The organism is Aquirufa sp. OSTEICH-129A, from assembly GCF_054558355.1.
Window position 1 is genome coordinate 290077 of sequence record NZ_JBPXKC010000001.1, and the last position, 22156, is coordinate 312232.

The 22156-nt window shown below is 36.4% G+C and carries 18 protein-coding genes and 1 tRNA gene; 12 read left to right on the plus strand and 7 right to left on the minus strand.

Annotation, left to right across the window (positions count from 1 at the left end; translation table 11 throughout):
- Window positions 1–11 precede the first annotated feature (11 nt).
- Entirely contained in the window at window positions 12–947 is a 936-nt protein-coding gene (gene mdh / locus SKC36_RS01300; RefSeq protein WP_459464117.1) for a malate dehydrogenase, read from the minus strand.
- A gap of 138 nt (window positions 948–1085) precedes the next feature.
- Here mdh and SKC36_RS01305 point away from each other — a divergent pair, with 138 nt between their 5' ends.
- The 11 genes from SKC36_RS01305 to SKC36_RS01355 all read left to right on the plus strand — a co-directional run bounded on the left by SKC36_RS01305 (window position 1086) and on the right by SKC36_RS01355 (window position 16059).
- Window positions 1086–1523, plus strand: a complete 438-nt coding sequence (locus tag SKC36_RS01305; RefSeq protein ID WP_459464119.1) for a YkvA family protein — start codon at window positions 1086–1088, stop codon at window positions 1521–1523.
- A gap of 71 nt (window positions 1524–1594) precedes the next feature.
- Entirely contained in the window at window positions 1595–1801 is a 207-nt protein-coding gene (gene tatA, locus SKC36_RS01310; protein ID WP_109322843.1) for a twin-arginine translocase TatA/TatE family subunit, read from the plus strand.
- 78 nt (window positions 1802–1879) lie between these two features.
- The gene (gene gatA, locus SKC36_RS01315) at window positions 1880–3295 is read left to right on the plus strand and encodes an Asp-tRNA(Asn)/Glu-tRNA(Gln) amidotransferase subunit GatA (protein ID WP_459464121.1); all 1416 of its coding nucleotides are present in this window, start codon (window positions 1880–1882) and stop codon (window positions 3293–3295) included.
- A 4-nt stretch (window positions 3296–3299) separates the two neighbouring features.
- Complete coding sequence (locus SKC36_RS01320) at window positions 3300–4730, plus strand: lytic transglycosylase domain-containing protein (protein WP_459464123.1); 1431 nt, start codon at window positions 3300–3302, stop codon at window positions 4728–4730.
- 2 nt (window positions 4731–4732) lie between these two features.
- Window positions 4733–5320, plus strand: coding sequence for a Holliday junction branch migration protein RuvA (gene ruvA, locus SKC36_RS01325; RefSeq protein ID WP_459452742.1), 588 nt, complete (start codon window positions 4733–4735; stop codon window positions 5318–5320).
- 77 nt (window positions 5321–5397) lie between these two features.
- Window positions 5398–12471 carry a T9SS outer membrane translocon Sov/SprA gene (sov, locus tag SKC36_RS01330; RefSeq protein ID WP_459464126.1) on the plus strand — a complete coding sequence of 2358 codons (7074 nt, stop codon included), beginning with the start codon at window positions 5398–5400 and terminating at the stop codon, window positions 12469–12471.
- A 75-nt stretch (window positions 12472–12546) separates the two neighbouring features.
- The gene (gcvH, locus tag SKC36_RS01335; protein WP_459452744.1) at window positions 12547–12927 is read left to right on the plus strand and encodes a glycine cleavage system protein GcvH; all 381 of its coding nucleotides are present in this window, start codon (window positions 12547–12549) and stop codon (window positions 12925–12927) included.
- Window positions 12928–12971: 44 nt separating this feature from the next.
- On the plus strand, window positions 12972–14255 hold the full coding sequence (locus SKC36_RS01340; RefSeq protein ID WP_459464128.1) for a dihydroorotase: 1284 nt from the start codon (window positions 12972–12974) through the stop codon (window positions 14253–14255).
- Between the two features lie 22 nt (window positions 14256–14277).
- Window positions 14278–14778, plus strand: coding sequence for a hypothetical protein (locus tag SKC36_RS01345; protein ID WP_459464130.1), 501 nt, complete (start codon window positions 14278–14280; stop codon window positions 14776–14778).
- A 4-nt stretch (window positions 14779–14782) separates the two neighbouring features.
- Window positions 14783–15328: a DUF4199 domain-containing protein gene (locus SKC36_RS01350; protein WP_459464132.1), complete on the plus strand. Its 546-nt coding sequence runs from the start codon at window positions 14783–14785 to the stop codon at window positions 15326–15328.
- A 5-nt stretch (window positions 15329–15333) separates the two neighbouring features.
- Window positions 15334–16059, plus strand: a complete 726-nt coding sequence (locus SKC36_RS01355; RefSeq protein ID WP_459452748.1) for an ABC transporter permease subunit — start codon at window positions 15334–15336, stop codon at window positions 16057–16059.
- On the opposite strand, the gene SKC36_RS01360 is transcribed toward SKC36_RS01355, so the two are convergent.
- Genes SKC36_RS01360 through SKC36_RS01385 form a run of 6 tightly spaced genes read right to left on the minus strand, consistent with a single transcriptional unit; the run spans window position 16045 to window position 21895 of the window.
- Window positions 16045–16662: an ABC transporter ATP-binding protein gene (locus SKC36_RS01360; RefSeq protein ID WP_459452749.1), complete on the minus strand. Its 618-nt coding sequence runs from the start codon at window positions 16660–16662 to the stop codon at window positions 16045–16047. The two genes, SKC36_RS01355 and SKC36_RS01360, sit on opposite strands and share 15 nt — an antisense overlap.
- 11 nt (window positions 16663–16673) lie before the next feature.
- Window positions 16674–17444 carry an acyl-ACP--UDP-N-acetylglucosamine O-acyltransferase gene (gene lpxA, locus SKC36_RS01365; RefSeq protein ID WP_459452750.1) on the minus strand — a complete coding sequence of 257 codons (771 nt, stop codon included), beginning with the start codon at window positions 17442–17444 and terminating at the stop codon, window positions 16674–16676.
- Window positions 17445–17452: 8 nt separating this feature from the next.
- Entirely contained in the window at window positions 17453–18847 is a 1395-nt protein-coding gene (locus tag SKC36_RS01370) for a bifunctional UDP-3-O-[3-hydroxymyristoyl] N-acetylglucosamine deacetylase/3-hydroxyacyl-ACP dehydratase (RefSeq protein WP_459452751.1), read from the minus strand.
- Window positions 18848–18864: 17 nt separating this feature from the next.
- Window positions 18865–19887 carry a UDP-3-O-(3-hydroxymyristoyl)glucosamine N-acyltransferase gene (gene lpxD / locus SKC36_RS01375; RefSeq protein WP_459452752.1) on the minus strand — a complete coding sequence of 341 codons (1023 nt, stop codon included), beginning with the start codon at window positions 19885–19887 and terminating at the stop codon, window positions 18865–18867.
- A gap of 46 nt (window positions 19888–19933) precedes the next feature.
- Complete coding sequence (locus SKC36_RS01380; RefSeq protein ID WP_459464133.1) at window positions 19934–21178, minus strand: HD domain-containing protein; 1245 nt, start codon at window positions 21176–21178, stop codon at window positions 19934–19936.
- Between the two features lie 3 nt (window positions 21179–21181).
- Window positions 21182–21895 (minus strand): DUF1003 domain-containing protein, encoded by a 714-nt coding sequence (locus SKC36_RS01385; protein ID WP_459464135.1) that lies wholly within the window; start codon window positions 21893–21895, stop codon window positions 21182–21184.
- Between the two features lie 116 nt (window positions 21896–22011).
- Here SKC36_RS01385 and SKC36_RS01390 point away from each other — a divergent pair.
- Window positions 22012–22085 (plus strand) — tRNA-Ile (locus SKC36_RS01390).
- Window positions 22086–22156 lie beyond the last annotated feature (71 nt).

The following is a 22156-nucleotide window of genomic DNA, read 5'->3' on the forward strand; positions in this document are numbered from 1 at the left end:
AATCCGAAGAATTATAAACTCAATGTACTTAAAACCGAGTTCATATTACGAACGGCATCAGCTGATTTATTGAAAGCAGCCTGCTCATCTTCTGTTAATTGATAGTCTACGATTTTCTCCCATCCGTTTTTACCCAATACAACAGGTACACCTAAACAGATATCAGACTGGCCATATTCTCCATCCAGAGAAACACAGCAAGCCATGATTTTTTTCTCATCGCGAACAATGGCTTCAACTAATGCGGCACCAGCAGCACCAGGAGCATACCAAGCAGACGTTCCTAATAAACCGGTTAATGTAGCGCCACCTACCATGGTATCTGCTGCCACTTTATCTAAGGATTCTGATGATAAGAATTGACTTACAGGAACGCCATTGTAAGTAGCTAAACGCTTTAATGGAATCATGGTTGTATCTCCATGACCACCTATTACAGTTCCGTGGATATCATTGATTGAAACATCCATGGCTTTTGCTAAATAGCACTTGAAACGTGCTGAATCTAAAGTACCACCCATACCGATGATACGGTGCTTATCTAAACCTGCCACCGACTTAGCTAAATAAGTCATGGTATCCATTGGGTTAGAAATGATAACAATGATCGGGTTTTTAGAGAATTTTAAAATGTTTTCTACAACACTTTTCACAATACCTGCATTCACTCCGATTAATTCTTCACGAGTCATACCCGGTTTTCTTGGTAAACCAGAAGTAATGACAACTACATCTGAATTAGCTGTTTTTGAATAATCATTGGTAGAACCTACTAATTTGGTATCAAAACCCAAAAGAGAGGCGGTTTGGAACATATCCAAAGTTTTGCCTTCCGCAATACCTTCTTTGATGTCCAATAAAACTAATTCATCTGCTAATTCTTTTCTAGCGATGTTGTCAGCACATGTAGCACCTACAGCACCAGCTCCAACTACGGTAATTTTCATTGTTGTGTGATTTTAATGATTCTTATGAGCAAAAAACTCCCCTAAATTACGACAAAACCATTAAATATTTGTAAAACTAGTGGGATTATATAAATAAGGACAATACCTGCTAGATTTTGGTATTCAATTTGTATATTTATGGATAAATCCATGTTTATGACTAGAAAAATCACCTTTATTGATCGGATATTAAGTTCTCAATTTTTCAAAGAAGCTTTGGATAAAGGGGAGGACTTAATGGCCAACAATAAATATGGTTTATTGAATTTAGTCAAAAGGGCTTTACAGAAGGTAAATGAAACAGCGGCACAGAGTAACTTATCTGTGGTGCGTTTATTAAATCATTACATTGTATTATTTAGCCAATTGATTAAGGCGTATGTACAAGGAACTTATCGCAAGCTACCAGCGATAACTCTAGCAAAAATTGCAGCAGTTTTGATTTACTTTATTTCACCATTTGATTTTATACCCGATTTATTGCCAATCGTTGGTTTTACAGATGATTTGGCTTTGGTATTATGGGTAGGTAAATCAATCAAACAAGAACTAGATGAATTTGAAAAACAAATGTAATCTTTGGCCTTTAATGAAGGAATTTTAATTAGTATTGAATATATTTACAAAATTTTTAAATACAGAAAATGATGAGCATAGCAAGTATATTGTTGTTTTTGAACGGTTTAGGTGGTGGAGAACTTTTATTAATCGGTTTAGCCATACTATTGTTCTTTGGTGGAAAGAAGTTGCCTGAGTTGATGCGTGGACTAGGTAAAGGTATCCGTGAATTTCAGGATGCAAAAAATGAAGTGAAAGATCAAATCAATAAAGAACTAGACGAGACTAAGAAGTAATTCTTTGTTAGACTTATTTATCTGCATAGTTGGACTTGTCCAACTATGCTTTTGTGTTTTATTGAATACCCCATTTGGATGAATATATCCCAGTTAAAATACCGTGATTTAAGAAATTTGTTGGACCAAGGTCAATTGACCTGTGTGGACATAGTGAAGTATTATTTGGCTCAAATTGAGGCTCATAATGACAGATTAAATGCTTTTTTGGAAATTTATGCGGATGAAGCAATAGAAAAAGCTATTGAGATAGATAAAAAAATACAAGTAGGTCAAGCAGGAGAATTAGCTGGATTGGTCATTGGCATAAAGGATCTTCTCTGTTTTGAAGATCATCATTCCTATGCAGGAAGTAAAATCCTCAATTCATTTAAATCTACATTTTCAGCCACTGCCGTTCAAAGGTTATTGGATCAAGACGCCATTGTTATTGGTCGTCAAAATTGCGATGAATTTGGCATGGGATCTACCAATGAAAATTCTGCATATGGCCCCGTGTTGAATTTTAAAAATACACAGCATGTGGCGGGTGGAAGTTCTGGAGGTTCAGCAGTAGCTGTTCAGGCTAATATGTGTCATATTTCTTTAGGAACGGATACGGGTGGTTCCATTAGGATGCCAGCAGCCTTTTGTGGGGTTTCTGGTTTAAAACCAACCTACGGTCGAGTTTCTCGTTGGGGTTTAATTGCCTATGCCTCTTCCTTTGATTCAATAGGCCCAATGGCGCGCTATGTTGAAGATTTAGCAGTAGTATTACCCTATATATCTGGTCCTGATGGACAAGATAGTACGGTGGTTTCAGTGAATGAATTCGGGGAAAAGAAGCTTAGTAGTGGAAAAAAAATTGCATACATGAAGGAGATGGCCGATCATCCCAGTTTGCAATCTGATATCAAGCAAGCATTTTTTAATCGTTTAGAGCTTTTGAAATCCAAAGGTTTTGAAGTAGTAGGGGTAGATTTCCCTTATGTGGAAGCTTTATTACCTACCTATTATATTTTAACGACGGCGGAAGCAAGTTCAAATCTCTCCCGTTTTGATGGAGTTAAGTTTGGTCATAGAACCCAATTAGCCACCAAGGATCTTTTGGATATGTATAAAAAGACCCGAGATGAGGCTTTTGGAGAAGAAGTGAAACGAAGAATTATGTTAGGAACTTTTGTATTAAGTGCGGATTATTATGATGCATATTATACAAAAGCTCAGAAAGTTCGTCGTCTGATCAAAGAGTATACCCAAGGTTTATTTCAAGAATATGATTTTATAGTTTCTCCTACAACATCTTCCACAGCTTACCGTTTGGGGGAGAAGACCTTAGATCCTTTACAGATGTATTTAGGGGATTTATTTACTGTTCAGGCGAATGTAACTGGTTTACCAGCGATTTCTATTCCGATGGGAGAGGATGGGCAGTCCTTACCTATGGGTTTTCAAATTATGGCAGATGTCTTTCAAGAAGAGTCCATGCTTGATTTAGCATTGGAATTAGTTTAATGCATTGAAAAAGAAGAGCTTACATATTGTTTTTGTTTTATTCTTTATTACTGCTTCAGTAGGAAAGGCTCAGGTATGGAATTCCTTCAAACCTATTTTAGATGAGCGTGTCATAGATTCTTTAGCTCAATATGAGCAAGGTTCCCCGACGGCCTGGATGATTGATCCAGCCTTGATTGAGGGAAGATTGAAGCAAATGAATAATCAAATTCCTTTGCCTTATAATTTTTATGTTCATCAGTTTGTTGAATATTTTGCTTTTCGAAAATCAGACTTTACTCAAAGAATGTTGGAGAAGCGTGATTTGTATTTTCCTATTTACGAGAAATACCTCAAGCAATACAATCTTCCTGACGAATTAAAGTATTTATCACTTATTGAATCTGGTTTAGATCCGAAGGCATTATCCAACAAAGGAGCAGGCGGATTATGGCAATTTATGCCTTATACTGCTCGTGGTGATTTTGGTTTACGAGTAGATTCATATATAGATGAGCGATTTGATCCAGAGCGGGCAACCGAGGCAGCCAGTAAATATTTAAGGCAACTGTACCGTATTTTTGGAGACTGGCATTTAGCCTTAGCTGCCTACAATACGGGACCAGGCAATGTTAAAAGAGCTATCAGAAATTGTAAAGGTTCTGATGATTTTTGGGGAATTTATCCCTGCTTACCTAAACAAACTAGGGCCTATGTACCGCAGTTTATAGCTATGGCCTATATGATGAATTATCATTGGGATCATGCTATTCATCCAGAAACCTGGGCAAGCCATGTGCCTTCTGATACCTTACAAATCAATGGCTATTTGAATCTTAGCGTCTTTGCTTCTCTAGCAAAGATTTCAATGGATACTTTGAAAAAGTTGAATCCTCATGTTTTAACACATTATTTGCCGAAAGATTCTAAATCGTTTGTGTTAAAGATTCCCAAAAATAGAACGGAATATTTTCAACTTAATCGTAAGGTAATCTTAGATTCTGCTGGATTAGCATCTATTTCTTCTCAGCCGATTTTGGTAACAGATACCACGGCTACCATGCAAATGCGTCTGGTTAAAGTCCGCTACAAGGTAAAAAAAGGAGAAACTATTTATGAGGTAGCTCGAAAATTTGAAATTTCTGTATTTGAACTCAAGAGAATCAACCGTTTACGTAGAAATCGCTTGAAAAAAGGCCAAAATTTGTTTGTTTTGGAAAAGCAATGGTTTTCAACCAAATCGATTGCCAAAGTTTCCGATTCTTCAGTAGTAAAATTGACCTCCAAACAGCTAGTTTCTAAGAAGAAAAAGGTTAAATATTATTTAGTTCGTTCAGGAGATACTTTGTCTGATATAGCTGAAAAGCATGACGGATTAACTGTTGCCAAAATTAAAAAATTAAATCGCTTGCGTTCTTTGGTATTACGACCAGGAATGCGGTTAAGAATTTCTTAAAGATGATCGCATATTTGCAAGGTAAATTAGCTCATAAAGATCGCACCCACGTCATAATTGATGTGAATGGTGTCGGTTATGAAGTTAAGATTTCATTACAAACTTATGATAGTTTGGCAAATGGGCATGAATCCATTAAGCTGTTTACTCATCTTCAAATTAAAGAAGATTCACATACTTTAGTGGGTTTTCATAGTATGGATGAGAAATTACTGTTTTTAGATTTAATCAGTGTTTCTGGTATAGGCTTAAGTACTGCCTTGGTCATGCTTTCATCTTTTTCCTCAGGAGAAATTAGAGCGGCCATCATGAATGAAAATATTGGATTAATTCAGTCCATTAAAGGTATTGGTTCAAAAACAGCCCAACGTGTTATTTTAGAATTAAAGGATAAATGTAAGAAAGATGCCTTGTTTGTTGAGGCAGGTCTGGCTTCTCATGATCAATCCTATGGTGTGAAACAAGAAGCATTAGCTGCGCTTGTTACCTTAGGAATTGCTAGAGGTGTAGCTGAAAAAACTTTGGATAGCTTGATTAAAAGCAATCCAGACGCTTCGATTGAGCAATTAATTAAGTTGGCTCTTCGTTAAAATGGTTTAAATATGATTCCCGTATCATTGTGCATATAAATTTTGCATCCCGTGTTCTGATTACAAGCCTGGCTTTTTTGCTACTGATTGAGGTAGTGGATGGAGCGCCTACTTATAAGAATACGTTCTTGAAGCAAGATACGACTTTAGAAAAAAGTGGAAAAAGGCCTAGATATTCGCTTAAATATCCCTCACCATTCAGCATACTGCAGCCAAGTTCCAAGTCTCCATTTTCTATTTATTCCATTAGAGGGGCTAAAAGTGCTTTAACTTTTCAAGATCAGAACCAATTAGTCCAATCTCAACAATTAGGGAATATAGCCGTACAACCTGCTAGACCCTTTTCTTTTCAGGAATATGCCCGTGAACAGGATCGACAGGTGAATCGTAGTTTTTGGAATGCCTATTCTAAAAGTTTAGATGGGAGTAGTTCTCTGCAATCAAGGGGGCTTTTTCCAAAAATCGAATTGCCTCCTGCAATTGATCGAATATTTGGTGGTAATGAAGTTTATTTTAAACCCAATGGTAGTTTATTGCTCGATATCGGCTATATGGGTCAATTTGTTGATAATCCTGCTATTCCAGTTCAGTTGCGTTACGTAGGAAATTTGTTTTTTAACGAGCAAGCTCAAATTAACTTCCAAGGTAAGATTGGTGAAAAATTGAATTTGAATACCAATTTTGATACAAAAGCAAGTTTTAATTTCCAAAATCAGCTTAAGCTAAACTGGAAAACACAAGAGGAGGACATCTTACAGAACATTGAATTGGGAAACACCTCCTGGACATTAAATTCTCAACTTATTCCTGGTGTTCAGAATTTATTTGGTTTAAAGACCTTGATGAGGTTTGGAAATTTAGATGTGACTGTGGTAGCAGCCCAACAGCGTTCTAAGCAAGATTGCATAACTTTAAAAGGAGGAGCACAGGGTAAATCATTTGAAATTAGGGCGGACCAATATGATGAAAACCGCCATTTTTTCTTGTCAAGCTATTTTAGAAATCAATATGAACAAGCGCTGAAAAATGTTCCTATGCTTTCTAGTGGAATTACCATTACTAGGGTAGAGGTGTATGTGACGAATAGAACTCAGAGTACGGAAACACTTCGTAACCTTATTTCTTTAGCCGATTTGGGAGAATCAGCACCTTATAGTGTCAATAATCCCGTGTTAAGCCCTATTATTCCCAACCAGCCTGTTGATAATAAAAATAATGGTCTGTTTGATAAATTGGTTAATGATGGTGAAATCAGAAAATCAGATCAGGCTTCTTATCGTTTAGAATCGACCTATAATTTACAAAGAGGAACCGACTTTGATATGTTAAAAGGGGCTAAACGATTGAATGAAAGAGAATTTAAATTTCATCCAACCCTTGGTTACTTATCTTTAGTCTCCCCAGTAAGAAATGATGAAGTAATTGCGGTTGCGTATGAATATACCCTGAATGGTAGAAAGTACAAAGTTGGGGAGTTGACAGAAGATTATCAAGCTAGGAGAGATGATGAGGTTTTGGTTTTAAAAATGCTTAAATCATCTACCATCAGAAATAATTTGAATCATCCTATGTGGGATTTAATGATGAAGAATATTTATTCATTGAATACCAATGGTTTAGCGAAGCAAAATTTTCAATTAAGGATAGTTTATAAGGATGATGCAACGGGAATTGATAATTCGAATTTGATTGAGGGAGAGAAATTAAAGGATATTCCTTTGGTGAAAGTATTGGGGCTTGATAAATTAAACTTTGCTGGAGATCCTCAACCGGATGGTAATTTTGACTTTGTAGATGACTTAACCATTGATGCCAAAAATGGTCGTATCATCTTTCCCGTATTAGAACCTTTTGGTCGAAATTTAAAAGCTCAATTTAATCTTTCAGAGTCCAATCTAGTCAATAAATATGTCTTTGATGAATTATACCGTAGAACTCAAACTGACGCATTGCAGTTAGCTGGAAAGAATAAATTTTTCCTGAAAGGTTCATTTCAATCCGGAATGGGAAGTGATATCATGCTGCCATTTGGGGTAGAAGCTAAATCTGTCACCGTTTCCGCAGGTGGACAACTACTTACTTCTGGAACGGATTTTATTGTAGAGGGGATGTCTGGAAGGGTTAAAATCATCAATGAAAGTATATTTTCCTCAGGTAGAGAATTGAAAATTTGCTATGAAAAACCTGATTTATTTTCCAATCAAGTGAGAACCTTATTGGGTACCCGATTAGACTATAATTTAGGATCAGATTTTCATTTAGGAGCAACTTTCCAAAATATGAGTGAAAGTCCACCCGCTTTCTTCCGCCGTGTAGCCATAGGTAATGAGCCAGTTAATAATACCTTGATTGGATTTGACGCGAGTTTATTTCGTAAATCCAATGCCTTAACCAGAGCCTTAGATGCATTACCCATTGTATCTACGAAGGAAGCTTCTGTTATTGACTTCCAAGGCGAAGTAGCTAAATTAATACCCAATGTGAACGATCGAGTTCAAGGGAATGCCTTTATTGATGATTTTGAAGCGGCTAGGGTCGTCTATAATTTTTCTTCACAACCAACCCTTTGGAAGCCTGCTTCTACTCCGAAAGAATTCATTGTTGGTAATCCAAGAGACCTTTCTTCAAACTATAAGCGCGCTAAAATATCAGCATACAATGTAGATGCCAGTATTTATGGCCAGGGTGGTTTTGGATTAGATGTTCCGGGAATTGACCCTAATAAGGTTAATGCTTATGCTTATGAGCGAGTGGTTACTCCAAAAGGATTATTTCCCAATAAGGACTTTGCTAATAATATCACCAATTTACCCTTAGGCGTGTTGGATGTAGCTTATTTTCCTCAGGAAAGAGGTATGTACAATTTTAATACTAATCTGACCTCTAAAGGATTATTGGCTGGAGACCCTAAGAACAATTTTGGTGCTATTACCAGATCAATCAATTCGGATACTGATTTTGATAATGCGAATGTGGAGCAAATTGAATTTTGGTTGATGAATCCTTTTGTTGCTGGTGAACAAGGTAAGATAAGGGATGGTATTTTTAATAAAAATAATGAAACGGGGGGTAAACTAGTTTTTCATTTAGGAGATATATCGGAGGACTTTATTCCTGACGGCTTCTCCAACTTTGAAAATGGTATTCCTGCTGGAGAAAAAATCACCTCTGGTTCATCACAAAATGTGGAAGTTACTCCTTGGGGTATAGCTCCAAAAAGGCAATTTGTGATTAATGCTTTCGATAATCAAGCTGGTAGGTCCACACAAGATGTTGGATTGGATGGATTACCTAACCAAATTTCAGAAGGGACTAGTGTATCAGAAGAGACCTATTTTAAAGAGTATTTAAATCAAATTAGGACTAAGGTTAGTGATCAAACTGCCCTTACCCAAATCATTAAAGACCCTGCTGCAGATGATTTTGATTACTATTTGAATGAAAAGTTTAATGGAACCGAAAGTTTAATTGAGCGCTACAAGAATTTCATGGGTCTAGAGAATAATTCTCCAACTACGGCTAATCCGAGTAATACAAATTTCACAGAGGCCAATAGCATGGTTCCTGACCGAGAAGATTTAAATACCGATAATACAGTCAATGAAGTTGAATCGTATTTTAAATATGAAGTAGACTTAAAACCTGGTCAGCTGGAGGTAGGTAAAGGATATGTCGTAGATAAGGTGACTGAAAATGGCGTAGACTGGTATTTATTCCGAATTCCTATCAAAGATAAGCCTAGCTCCGTAGGTGGAATGAATAGTTTTAAGTCGATTCGCTTTTTCCGGATGTTGTTGACCCAATTCCAAGAGCCTGTGGTATTACGTTTTGCTCAATTGCAATTATCGGGATATTCTTACCGTAAGTTTTTAGGTGATTTAGACAAGAAAAATGGGGTTGATATTCCGGAGCCCTATGATGCCAAGTTCAAAGTTTCTTCGGTGAATATTGAAGAAAATGGTCCCGCAGCCAAAGGAAATAACACCATACCTTATGTTGTTCCTCCGGGCTTTGTGCGAGACCAAGATATCACGACAATCAACAATGCTCGTTTGAATGAGCAATCCATGAGTTTATGTGTTGATAATCTGCGTCCTGGCGATGCTCGAGCTGTGTTTAGAAATACCAATTTTGATTTCATCAACTACAAACGCCTTCGCATGTTTGTTTCCATGCAAAGTCAAGATCAAATCAATGGAAAAGTAGCTGCATTCATTCGAATAGGTACTGATTTAACGGACAACTATTATGAGGTGCAATCAGCAGGATTAACACAAACTCAAAAAGGGCAAAGTTTAGACATGGAAATTTGGCCCATGGAAAATGAGTTTGACATTGAATTTGACTTACTTAAGCGGGCTAAATTAGAAAGAGATAAACAAGGTAAATCTTTGAATGAACGATTCTCTATTCTAATGACAAGTTCATCTGGCAAACAGTATGTGGTAACTATTATGGGTCGTCCAGATCAAAGTGCCAGTATGACCATGATGATTGGTATGCGAAATATTAGTACGGATGGACCTAAGAGTTTTTGTATTTGGGTAAATGAGTTGCGTGCATCTGACTTTGATCAAACTTCGGGAGAGGCGGCCGTGGGTAAATTGGGCTTAAAATTGGCTGATTTAGGTACGGTGATGATGAATGGTAGTTTCAAGAATTATGGTTTTGGGGGTGTCCAATCTAAAATCTCAGACAGATCACGGGAAAATTATGTGGAATATGGCATTACAGCCAATCTTAATTTAGAAAAGTTTTTACCTGCTAATTGGGGTTTCCGTATCCCATTTTTTATTACCTACGATAAAAGAAATATTTCACCACAATTTGATCCGCTAGATCCTGATATCTTCTTATCGAATTCATTGGAATCCAAAGGGGCGGGCTATGCTAAATTGGTTGAGGATAATACGGAACGTCGAGGGTTTAATTTTACCAATGTTCGAAAGATTAAGAGTAATTTGTCCAAGAGGGCCTACCTGTGGGATTTTTCCAACTTTACCTTTTCTTATGCCTATTCAGAAATGCTTCGTTCAAGCACGATGATTCACGCATACCAACAATACAGTCAAAGAGGAAGTATTCTTTATTCATTTACGACAAATTCTGCGTTCTGGGAACCGTTTACTAAATGGAATACCAGTTCACCTTGGTTGGATATAATCAAAGATTTTAATTTCAATTGGAAACCTAGTTCATTTACTGTTAGGGCAGAAATGGATCGTAGCTTTATCAAGACTCAGTTACGCAACCAAGATTTAAACATCATAGGTGTAGCTCCACAATTTGAGAAATACTGGTTTTTTAATCGGCAGTATGCTTTGAATTGGAATTTGACCAAGAGCGTTATTTTCAATTATAATACGATGGTTAATGCCATCATTGACGAACCTGTTGGGGATATAGACACCCAAGCTAAGAAGGATTCTGTGATGAATAATATCAAGTCTTTTGGAAGGGCTAGGAACTTTGATCAACAAGCTGGAATTGTTTGGCGTTTACCTTTGCAAAAGCTTCCCTTAACTGATTGGATGAATGCAGATTATACACATCGTATTGGTTATAATTATTATGCAAATTCGTTTAACATTCGAGATTCCCTGAATTTGCCATTTGGAAATATTATTAAAAATACGAGAGAACGAGCCATAAGTGGAAAAGTGGATTTTGTTTCTTTGTATAATCGTATTCGAGCGCTTCGTTGGGCTAATACTCCGGCAGCTACTGGTAAAAATGTGGCAAGAAATCCAGGAGATGAAGAGGAAATTGCCATTCCAAGCAAATCAATATTAAAGAGTTTTACCCGCCTATTGTTAACACTTCGGGGTATTCAAGTCAATTATTCAGTTAATGAATCAACAACCTTACCAGGATTCTTACAAAAGCCTGGCTTATTCGGTTTAAATGGTAATACATCTGCACCAGGCTTAGATTTTGTAACAGGTGGACAAGATGATGGTATTCGATTTAAAGCTGCTCAGGAAGGATGGTTGACTAAAAGTACGGTTCAAAATGTTCCATTTACCCAATTGCGAAATACCAAATTCAGTTATATCACCCAATTGGAGCCTAATAAAGATTTGCGTATTCAGTTGGAAGGAAATTACAATAGGGGAGATAACTACCAAGAGTTTTTCAGACCTACCAGTGTTGGTGGTAAATTCGTCAGTCAGAATCCTTTACGATCAGGAAATTACTCCATGTCCTTTTTATCCTTTTTGACAGCATTTAAAGATCCTCAACTGGTCTTTGATGAGTTTAGGTCAAATAGAGAGGTTCTCTTAGCTCGCTTAAATAGAGCTAAAGCAGCTGATGGAAGTTATAATATTAACTCACAAGATGTATTAATTCCATCCTTTTTTGCCGCATACTCTGGAGTTTCTGCACAAAGCGTTAAATATTCGCCATTTTATGATATTCCACTTCCTAACTGGAAAGTAGATTATAATGGTATTAATTTAATGCCTTGGATGAAAAAGAAATTTAGTTCGTTTACGATTACGCACATGTATTCGAGTACCTATAATGTGGGTAATTTCATTTCTTCTTTGGAATATGGACAATTTGAAAATGATTATGTCAATTTAACCTTGAATAGTCTTTTATATCCGCTCTCATCTCGTTTTGATGCTAAGACTAATACCTTGATTCCCGTATATGTGATGAGTACTATTTCATTCTCGGAAAGATTTTCACCTTTAGTAGGTTTCAATGCCATTACTAAAAGTAGGGTTTCCTTGCGATTGGAATATAATCAAGATAGAAACGTGGGTTTAAATTTATCTAATTCTCAAGTGGCAGAATTATCGAATAAAGATTTTACGGTATCGGTCGGATTTACTCGTGCTAATATGTTGATTCCATTTAAAATCAATGGGGCATTTGTTCGATTACCCAACGACTTACGTTTTAACATGAATTTAACCATCCGAGATACTAGGACACTTCAACGGAAATTAGATGCTGAGACCATTGTAACTCAAGGATTTATCAATTTTCAATTTAGACCTCAAATAACCTATTCCATCAATAATAAGTTATCAGTAACAGCTTATTTTGATAAAATGATGAATAACCCATTGGTATCTAATTCATTCTATCGATCCACAGTAGCTGGTGGATTCCAGGTACGATATAGTTTATCAGAATAAAGAAAAGGTTTAAAATTCGATTTGCAAAAAATGAGAACTTTAATGACCTTTGCGTAACAAATTAAACAAATCAACATGAATTTTCCAGAACAATTAAAATATACCCAAGAGCACGAGTGGATTCGTTTAGAAGGAGATGTAGCCGTAGTAGGAATTACTGATTTTGCACAAAGTGAATTAGGGGATATTGTTTTTGTCGAAGTGGAAACTGTAGGAAAGAGCATTGCTAAAGATGCCGTTTTCGGAACAGTGGAAGCCGTAAAGACCGTTTCTGATTTGTTTTTACCTGTTGCAGGTGAGGTAGTTGAATTTAACACGGCACTAAATAATAGTCCAGAATTAATCAACACGGATCCTTATGGTGAAGGCTGGATTGTGAAAATAAAAGCAAACAATGTAGGCGATTTATCTGAATTAATGGATGTAGCCACATATAAATCCTTTGTTGCACATTGATAGTTAAACCCTGATTTTCAGGGTTTTTTTTTATACCCATCGCCATGCGCATTTTATTTAAATCCGTTTTAATTTTAGATAGTACTTCGCCGTATTTTCAGCAAAAAGTTGATGTATTGGTAGAAAATGGAATTTGGAAAGAAATAGCACAGGCTATCTCAAGCTCTGCCGATCGTGTCGTAGATTGTGATCAACTAAGTTGGTATCCCTCTGTTATTGACTTGCGTGTGCATCATACCCTGCCTGGTGGTGAGTTTAAAGAAGATTGGAATTCTTTGAAAAAAGCCGCTTTGCGAGGAGGGGTTCTGGATATGGCTCTCTTGCCAACTGGAAATCCGGTACCTCAACAAGCTGAAGCGATTCAATATATTTTCCAGCAATCTGCTGAAGTGAATTTCTACCCTATAGCTCCACTTACCTTAGATAATAAGGGAGAGAACTTTACGGATTTGTATGATTTACATCAAGCTGGAGCTCAGTGGTTTAGTCATGGAGCGGCTTCTTTACAAAATGCAGATTTAATGGTTAAATGTTTGCAGTATCTGCAAACTCTTCCTGTGACTTTGATAAGCCGACCTAATACAGATGGTTTATCTCTTTATGGTCAGATTCATGAAGGACTTCAAAGTACCTTAATGGGGCTAAAAGGTATTCCATTTTTAGCTGAAACTCTTTCCATCAAGCGAGATTTAGATCTTTTACGTTATGTTCAAGGCTATCATTTTGGTCATGGAAGTGCAGGTTTTAAACTTCATTTTTCCTGTCTGTCGAGCCGTGAATCAGTACAATTAATTAGACAAGCTAAAAAAGAAGGCTTACCTGTTTCATCTGATGTGGCTATACATCAATTAATTTTTACAGAAGATGATTTAGCGGATTTTGACACAAATAAAAAGGTAAATCCGCCATTTAGAACTCAAGATGATCAAGAGGCCTTATGGGAAGGTCTATTAAATGGAAGCATTGATGCCATTGTTTCTGATCATCACCCTGTCGAAGTTGAATTGAAGGAAATTGAATTTGATCAGGCGAGTTTTGGCGTGATTGGTTTAGAAACTATGTTGCCAGCTTTATTGCAAGCAGCCCAACAAAGAAATATTACATCCGTTGACGCTTGGATTCATCATGGCCCAGCTAAACTTTTGGGTTTAGCGTCTTCTCAAATTAAAGTAGGGGAGTTTGCTAAAGGAATATTAGTAGAAAATAAAAAGCTGGAATACCAAGAGTCCTTGATTCAAAGTAACTCCAAGAATTCTGCCTTTTTACATCATACTTTTGATCATCAAATTGTAGGAGTTATTAACGCTTCTCAATATATCCAATTCTAATATGTTTTTGAACCTCAAACGCTTGCCAGCTTTGCTAGTAACCGCTTTATTGGTGTTGGGTTTAATCTTGGTTTATTGTTTCCTGTTATATCAAAACGGAACGATTCCTATCGGTGGTAAAAAGGCTCCTAGTTATGTCATTGTATTGTTTTTTCAATGGTATTTAGTTCAATTAGGAATTAAGAATAGGGGAAATCAAGTGGTGCATTTTTTACATTTATTTGTGTACCAATATGTATTTGTAATTCTTGTCGGTATATTAACTTTTTGTTTTTTTTATTGGTTTTACCAATCGAGTGAAGGTTTACAGATTTTAAATGAATATATTCGAATTAGTTTAATTGAATTAGCTCAATATCAGAAAGTTATAGTCCAGCAGGAGGGTCAGAATTATTTTATGGAATTGAAAAATAATATATCTCAGATTAATGCGTATAGCATTGCCAAAGATGATTTTTTTCAAAAATTAGCCTTATCTTTTTTACCGAATCTACTTATTTCTTTATACTATAAACGTTCTTAATCTTATGGAAAATCAATCCGATTCTACTCCTTCATCTTCTTTAATTGCCCTAAAATGGGGTTTAATTGGAGGGACAATTAGCTTCTTATTTACCTTATTAACCAAATACACAGGCTTAGAAGATCAGTTTTCAGAGTCTTTAGGTTGGATTACATTTTTGGCTACATTGCTGATTGATACGTCTATTTTATTTTTGACTTTAAAAGAATTTAGGGAGCAAAATGCAGGATACTTGGGTTATTCTCAAGGTTTGGGTGTTTCTGCTTTATTGGGTGCTATTTGGGGACTAGCTTCAGGTGCCTATAATTATATTTATTTGAATTTCATTGATACCACTGTCCTACAAAAGCAATTGGATATTGCTCGTGAAAAAATGGAGGAACAAGGTCTAAGTGAAAGTCAAATTTCAGAAGCTATGAAAGTTTCATCCATGATGATGGGGCCAGGTGTTCAATTTGTGTTGATCGTGTTGATGTCAACACTTTTCTTATTTTTATTAGGTCTAATAGTATCAGCTATTTTAAAGAAAGAAAAACCATTTTTTGAATAGGAGGTATGTGGGCTATTGTTCAAAAAGAATATCAATCATTTTTCAGTTCGTTTATAGGTTTAGGGCTAATGTTGGCATTTTACTTGTTAACAGGCCTATATACCTGGGTATTTGAAGGTAATGTACTTGACTTTGGATTTGCTGAGTTGAGCGTATTTTTTGAATTAGCTCCCTGGTTTTTCTTGTTCTTTATTCCGGCATTAAGCATGCGTCTTTTTTCCGAGGAATATGCTCTTAAAACCTTTGATTTACTGAGGTCACTTCCTGTTTCAGATTGGGACATTTTATTGGGCAAAATCCTAGGAACCTTTGCTGTAGTATTGACATCCTTACTACCCACCCTTTTTTTTGTATATGCTTTATCTAGCTTAGGAAGTCCAGAGGGTAATTATGATTCTACTTTAATTGTAGGAGGCTATATTTCAATTATTTTATTGGGATTAGCTTTTATATGTTTAAGTGCTTTGGCCTCTTCTTTGACCAATAAACAGGCACTAGCTTTTGTCTTAGGTGTTGCTTTTAATTTTTTGTTTTGGCAAGGACCTCAAGAATTAGCTTTAATACCCCTTTTTGCCCAGGTGGATATTGATTTATACAGTTTAAATTTTCACTATAGAAATATTTCCAAAGGGGTATTGGGAATGTCGGATTTAGCTTTCTTTATTGGATTTGATCTGGTCGTCTTAGGCTTGCTATTATTACGCTTGAAACGTAATTTATTTAAAGTCTAGAATAGATATTCTTTGTTCACATAATGCTATTTCAGCCACTTCATTAGAAGCAATTATTACTATTCTGTTTTTTTGATCCTTCATTTTTTCATAGAACCAATTTTTAGCCTTCTCGTCTAAATTAGTAGTGGGTTCATCTAAAAATAAAAATGGTCTCTCAGCCAAAAGAGATATTCCTAATTTGATTTTTTGGCGCATTCCTGATGAATAATTTTTTATAAATTTTGATTCATCTGGTCGCAAATCAATGTATTCTTGGAAACTCGTTAAGGTGATGTGTTGGGGTATTGCTTTTAATTGAATCAGAAAATTTAATAGTTCGGATAAGGTGAACTCTTCGATTAATTCAACGTAAGGAGCAGCATAAGAAACTAGGCTATGTATTTGATCTGATTCTACGATAGAATCATTATCCTGTAAAAAAGATACTTGACCTTTGGTGGGAAGCGAATATTGAGCTAAAATACGCAATAGGGTAGATTTCCCAGATCCATTGGGACCAGTTAGGGCATAGGATTTTCCGGATTCAAATTGATAAGTAAAGGAGCGCACCACCCATTCTTGACGGAATTTTTTTTCAACATGTTCGGCAAGAATTTTCATGAATTAAAGGATTATCCTTTCATGATTCCGCGTTCAGAACTACGGATAAAAGAAAGTATTTCATCTCTTTCTAAAGAAGGGCTAATTTGCTCTTCAATTTCAGATAATGCAGTTTGAATATTCAAACCCTTTTGATAGATATATCGGTAAACTTCTTGAATATCAGCTATTTGTGCATCACTAAAGTTGCGTCTTCTTAAACCCACTGAATTTATACCTGCATAGGTTAATGGCTCTCTTCCTGATTTTGTATAGGGAGGAACGTCCTTACGAACCAAAGAACCACCTGAAATCATCACATGCTTACCTATGCTGGCAAATTGATGGATGGCAGTAGATCCGCCAATAATGGCATATTCACCCACATTCACATGCCCTGCCATTTGAACAGAATTGGCTAAAATACAATTATCAGCTATTTGGCAATCGTGTGCTATGTGAACATAGGCCATAATTAAGCAATTTTTACCTACTACGGTTCTGTCTTTATCAACGGTACCTCTATTTATAGTGACACATTCCCTGATGGTGGTGTTATCTCCAATCTCAGCTGTTGTTTTTTCTCCTCCAAATTTTAAATCTTGAGGAATAGCGGATATGACTGCGCCAGGAAAAATACGTACATTTTTGCCAATACGAGCCCCAGGAAAAATAGTGACATTAGATCCTATCCACGTTCCATCACCTATTTCTACATCTCCGTGTATCATGGTAAATGGATCAATAGTCACATTTTGGCCAATTTTAGCGGATGGATCTATATGTGTAAGCGGATATGTCATGGGTTTGATTATGATTTTCTTACTAAACTAGCGGTCATTTCGGCTTCACAAACAACTTGTCCAGCTACATAAGCTTTACCTGTCATTTTTGCAATTCCTCTTCTTATTGGGGAAATTAATTCACAACGGAAGATAACAGTATCTCCAGGAATTACACTTTTTCTGAATCGACAATTTTCTATTCCTACTAAATACGGCCAATAGTTTTCAGGATCTGGTACTGAACTTAATACTAAAATACCGCCTGTTTGAGCCATGGCCTCCACTTGCATGACGCCTGGCATCACTGGGTTATTAGGGAAGTGTCCCATGAAATAGCTTTCATTCATGGTTACATTTTTAATTCCCACCACACTATTTTCATCCAAATAGGTGATTTTGTCAATCATCTGAAATGGATAACGGTGAGGCAATAATTCATAAATTCGTTCGTGAGAACAGATAGGTGGTTGCTTCGGGTCGTAAACAGGTACTTTATTTTTCTCCGTTTCGAGCATCAATTTCTTGATCTTTTTAGCCAGTTCCACATTGGATGCATGTCCTGGTCTAGAAGCTAGAATTTGGGCTTTGATGGGTCTTCCCACTAAGGCTAAATCTCCCATGACATCCAATAATTTATGGCGAGCCATTTCATTATTATAATGTAAATTGGTATTGTTTAAGATACCTATTTCTTTGGAGATGCTTACTTTGGGTTTACCCAAAACTTCAGACAAATGAGATAGTTCTTTTTCAGAATAATCACGGTCTGCAATAACAATGGCATTACTTAAATCGCCACCTTGTATTAATCCAGCTTTATAGAGAACCTCTAATTCATGTACAAAACAGAATGTTCTACACATGGCAAATTGTTCCTTGAACTGAGAAACGTGGGTTAAATTAGCATGTTGACTCGATAGAAATTTGGAATTATAATCCACCATTACAGCAATCCTGTAATCATTTAAAGGAAGTGCCGCTAATTCAATGCCTTTATCTAAATCTTTAAAACGTATTTCTTCAGGTAATTCAAAGAATTTACGATGAGCTTCTTGTTCTAATGGAATAGCTTCCTCCAAGGCTTCCACAAATTTGATGGAGCTACCATCCATGATAGGAGGTTCGGGTCCATCTAATTGTATCAGGATATTGTCAATTTCCATACCTACCATGGCTGCAAGCACGTGCTCAACAGTGTTTACTCGCGCTCCATTATGCTCGATGGTGGTACCTCTAGAGGTATCTACTACGTAATCTACATCTGCGTCTGCAATAGGTTGATCTGGTAAATCAGTACGTTGAAACTTGATACCATGATTAGCTGGCGCCGGTAAAAATGTCATGTTGGCTGTAACGCCAGTATGGAGGCCCACGCCACTCAGAGTGACAGATTTACTAATGGTGTGTTGCTTATTGTTCATACGAATCTAATGTCAAATTACTCAACTTTCATGGTTTGATTAATTCTCTCAAACAAGTCAGGTAATTGACGAATAAGTGCATTTCTTTTTAAATAATCTACGTTAGGGGAGGCTGGTGTTCCTCCTAGTGTTTGTCCTGGTATTTTAACTGTTTTAGTTACACCTGATTGAGCTGTAACAATGGTGTTAGGTGCAATGCTAATATGACCTGCAACACCCACTTGTCCACCAATTAAGCAATTATCTCCAATTTTGGTGGAACCAGAAACGCCTACTTGTGCGGCTATTGCTGTGTTTTTACCCACTTCTACATTGTGAGCTATTTGTACTAAATTATCTATTTTAGAACCTTTTCCAATTTTGGTAGAACCCATTGTGGCTCGATCAATTGTTGTATTGGCTCCAATACTCACGTTGTCTTCAATTACAACATTACCCAATTGTGGAATAGTTGTAAAGGTACCATCGGGTTGAGGAGCAAAGCCAAATCCATCGGATCCAATGACTGCATTGGCATGTAGGGTACAATGATTGCCTATTTTACTGTCTGCATAAACAATGACACCTGGATAAATAATGCAATTTTCTCCGATTTGAACATTTACTCCAATGCTAACATTATTCATTACTCGAGTGCCAGATCCTATCTTTGCATTTCGGTTAATACTTGTGAATGTTCCTACGAAGATATTCTCTCCTAAAGTGGCACTTGGATCTATGAAAGAGGGTTGTTGAATCCCCGTTTCATTGGAAGCCATCATTTCCTGATATTTTTGCAACAATACAGTGAATGCCAAATAGGGGTCTGCCACTCGAATTAAGGTGGCTAATGGTTTCTTTTTTAATGCTTGATCCTGGGAAATAATGATGGCTGTAGCTTTTGATTCATACAAAAAAGCCTCGTATTTGGGATTGGCTAAAAAGGAAATTGTCCCTTCTTTACCTTCTTCTATCTTACTGAAATCTGAAATAATATCAGCTCCGTTCCCATCTACTGTTCCATTAATTAGTCCGGCAATTTGATCAACAGTAAATTTCATGCAGGGATGAATTGATTTTCAGGTAATAATGGAACTAGGTATGCAATCAACGTAATTCGCCTTGCAAATATACGCTCTTTGGGCAACAAAAATAGTATTTTTTTACAATCTTACTTAATGCTTGGATGGTCGGTAAGTCAGATGCTTCAAGTAACTCGACAACCTGACCTTGTTTATCGACCATTTTGATGGTATTGTCTCCTTGTATGTAGGCAGCATTGCTCGTAGAGCCATCCACTACAAAATAGCCTACCTCTTCTGCCGTAATACCTAAACTTTTTTGAATCATTTGTTCAATTTCTAGCTTTTTAGTCCTTGGTATAGGTTGGCTACCCAATTTACAAGTGAATAATTTTCGGGTTAGAAACTGTTGACATAAATTTTTCAATATAATATCTTCTGCTGATTTCCAGCTTTTTATGGCCGCCCAAACGTCATGGTCGTCTAAGTCAGTAAATGCAATCAAAAGCGATTCCCTACTCGAAAATTCATCCCAGGTATATACTTTACTTAAAAAGGTAAATAGGGGAGTAGAGCATTCTAATTGTATGCCAGAATTAATCAAATATTTAGCTCTTCTTAGAATCTGAATGAGCATACTTTCTGCAGCAATCGCTGTTTTGTGTAAATATACCTGCCAATACATCAACCTTCGGGCCATCAAGAAATTCTCAATGGAATAAATCCCTTTTTCTTCCAAGACTAATTTTTCATTGACTAAATCCAGCATGGATAAAAGCCTTTCTGACCCTATGAAACCTTCTCTCACGCCGGTATAAAACGAATCCCGACTTAAATAATCCAGGCGATCTACATCTAGTTGACTTGAAATTAATTGATGAAAAAAGGGTCGATGGTATTTATCAGCGAACATTTGGATTGCTAAATCTAATCTACCTTCAAAATGTTTATTTAATGTGGCCATCAACAATTGAGATATATCTTCATGATGAACATTTTCCAATAAAGTATACTCCAAAACATGTGAAAATGGACCATGCCCAATGTCATGTAACAATATGGCAATTTCAGCGGCTTCTCTTTCTTCTTCGGATATGGTATATCCTTTTGCTTGTAAATTGTTGAGTGCCTGATCCATTAAATGCATGGCACCTAAAGCGTGATGAAAACGGGTATGATGTGCACCTGGATAGACAAATTCGGCTAAACCCAACTGTTTAATTCGTTTTAATCGCTGAAAATAAGGATGGTCAATGAGCTTTAAAATGAATGGATTATTGATTTTAATGAATCCATAAATCGGGTCATTGATAATTTTAGTTGGGTACATAGCTTAGCGGACTTTCTTATCTTTTACCAAATTGGTTATTTCGTTCAGCATTTCAACTTGGATATTCTGTATTTCCAATAATTCTTGTTGCTGATGGGTCATTAAATGATCAATTTTTTCATTTAGTAATCTGATTTCTAATTCAGATTTTAAATTGATTAGGTAATCTTTTTTGGATCTTTCACGATCTCTTTCCTCTTGCCTATTTTGACTCATCATAATGACAGGGGCTTGTAATGAGGCTATGCAAGATAAAATAAGATTCAAAAGAATGAACGGATAAGGATCAAAACCTTTATTTAAAAACATGTAGACGTTAACCAGTATCCAAATGGCTAAAAATACAAAGAAGGAAATGATAAAACGCCAACTACCTCCAAAAGAAGCCACTTTATCTGCTACTCGTTGGCCTAAAGATAAATCACCGAAATCCTCCATGTCTACCGCTTGAGTAATGAGTCGGTGATCCGCTTCGTTTTTTAGGACTATTTGTTCCAAAGCTGTTAAATCACCAGTTTCTTTTTTGAGGAAATCAGATAAATAGATTTGCCTAAAAATATTTAATTCAGTGATGGATAAATTACTCCCAGATTGAAAATTTGGATAATCTTTTTGAATCAATTGTAATATTCCTTCCTGAATATTATCCGCATTCACCATTTCGGAAATGGGATAAATTTTCTTGGAAAGGTCACTAATGAATGTTTTCGTTTTCATGGGAATAGATGGATAAACCCCAGCTGTATTAAACCTTAAATTATAAATTTATAAAGGAAATTAGTTAAAAAGCTCTTGATTATTTAATTTTGCAGCTCGTTGAAGCAATTCAATGCGGACTTGTAGCTCAGTTGGTTAGAGCATCTGACTCATAATCAGGGGGTCCATGGTTCGAGCCCATGCTGGTCCACCCCAAATAAAAAACAATACCTTGGTAGCAGGGTATTGTTTTTTTTTGTTCTTAGTTTCAATGGTTTATTG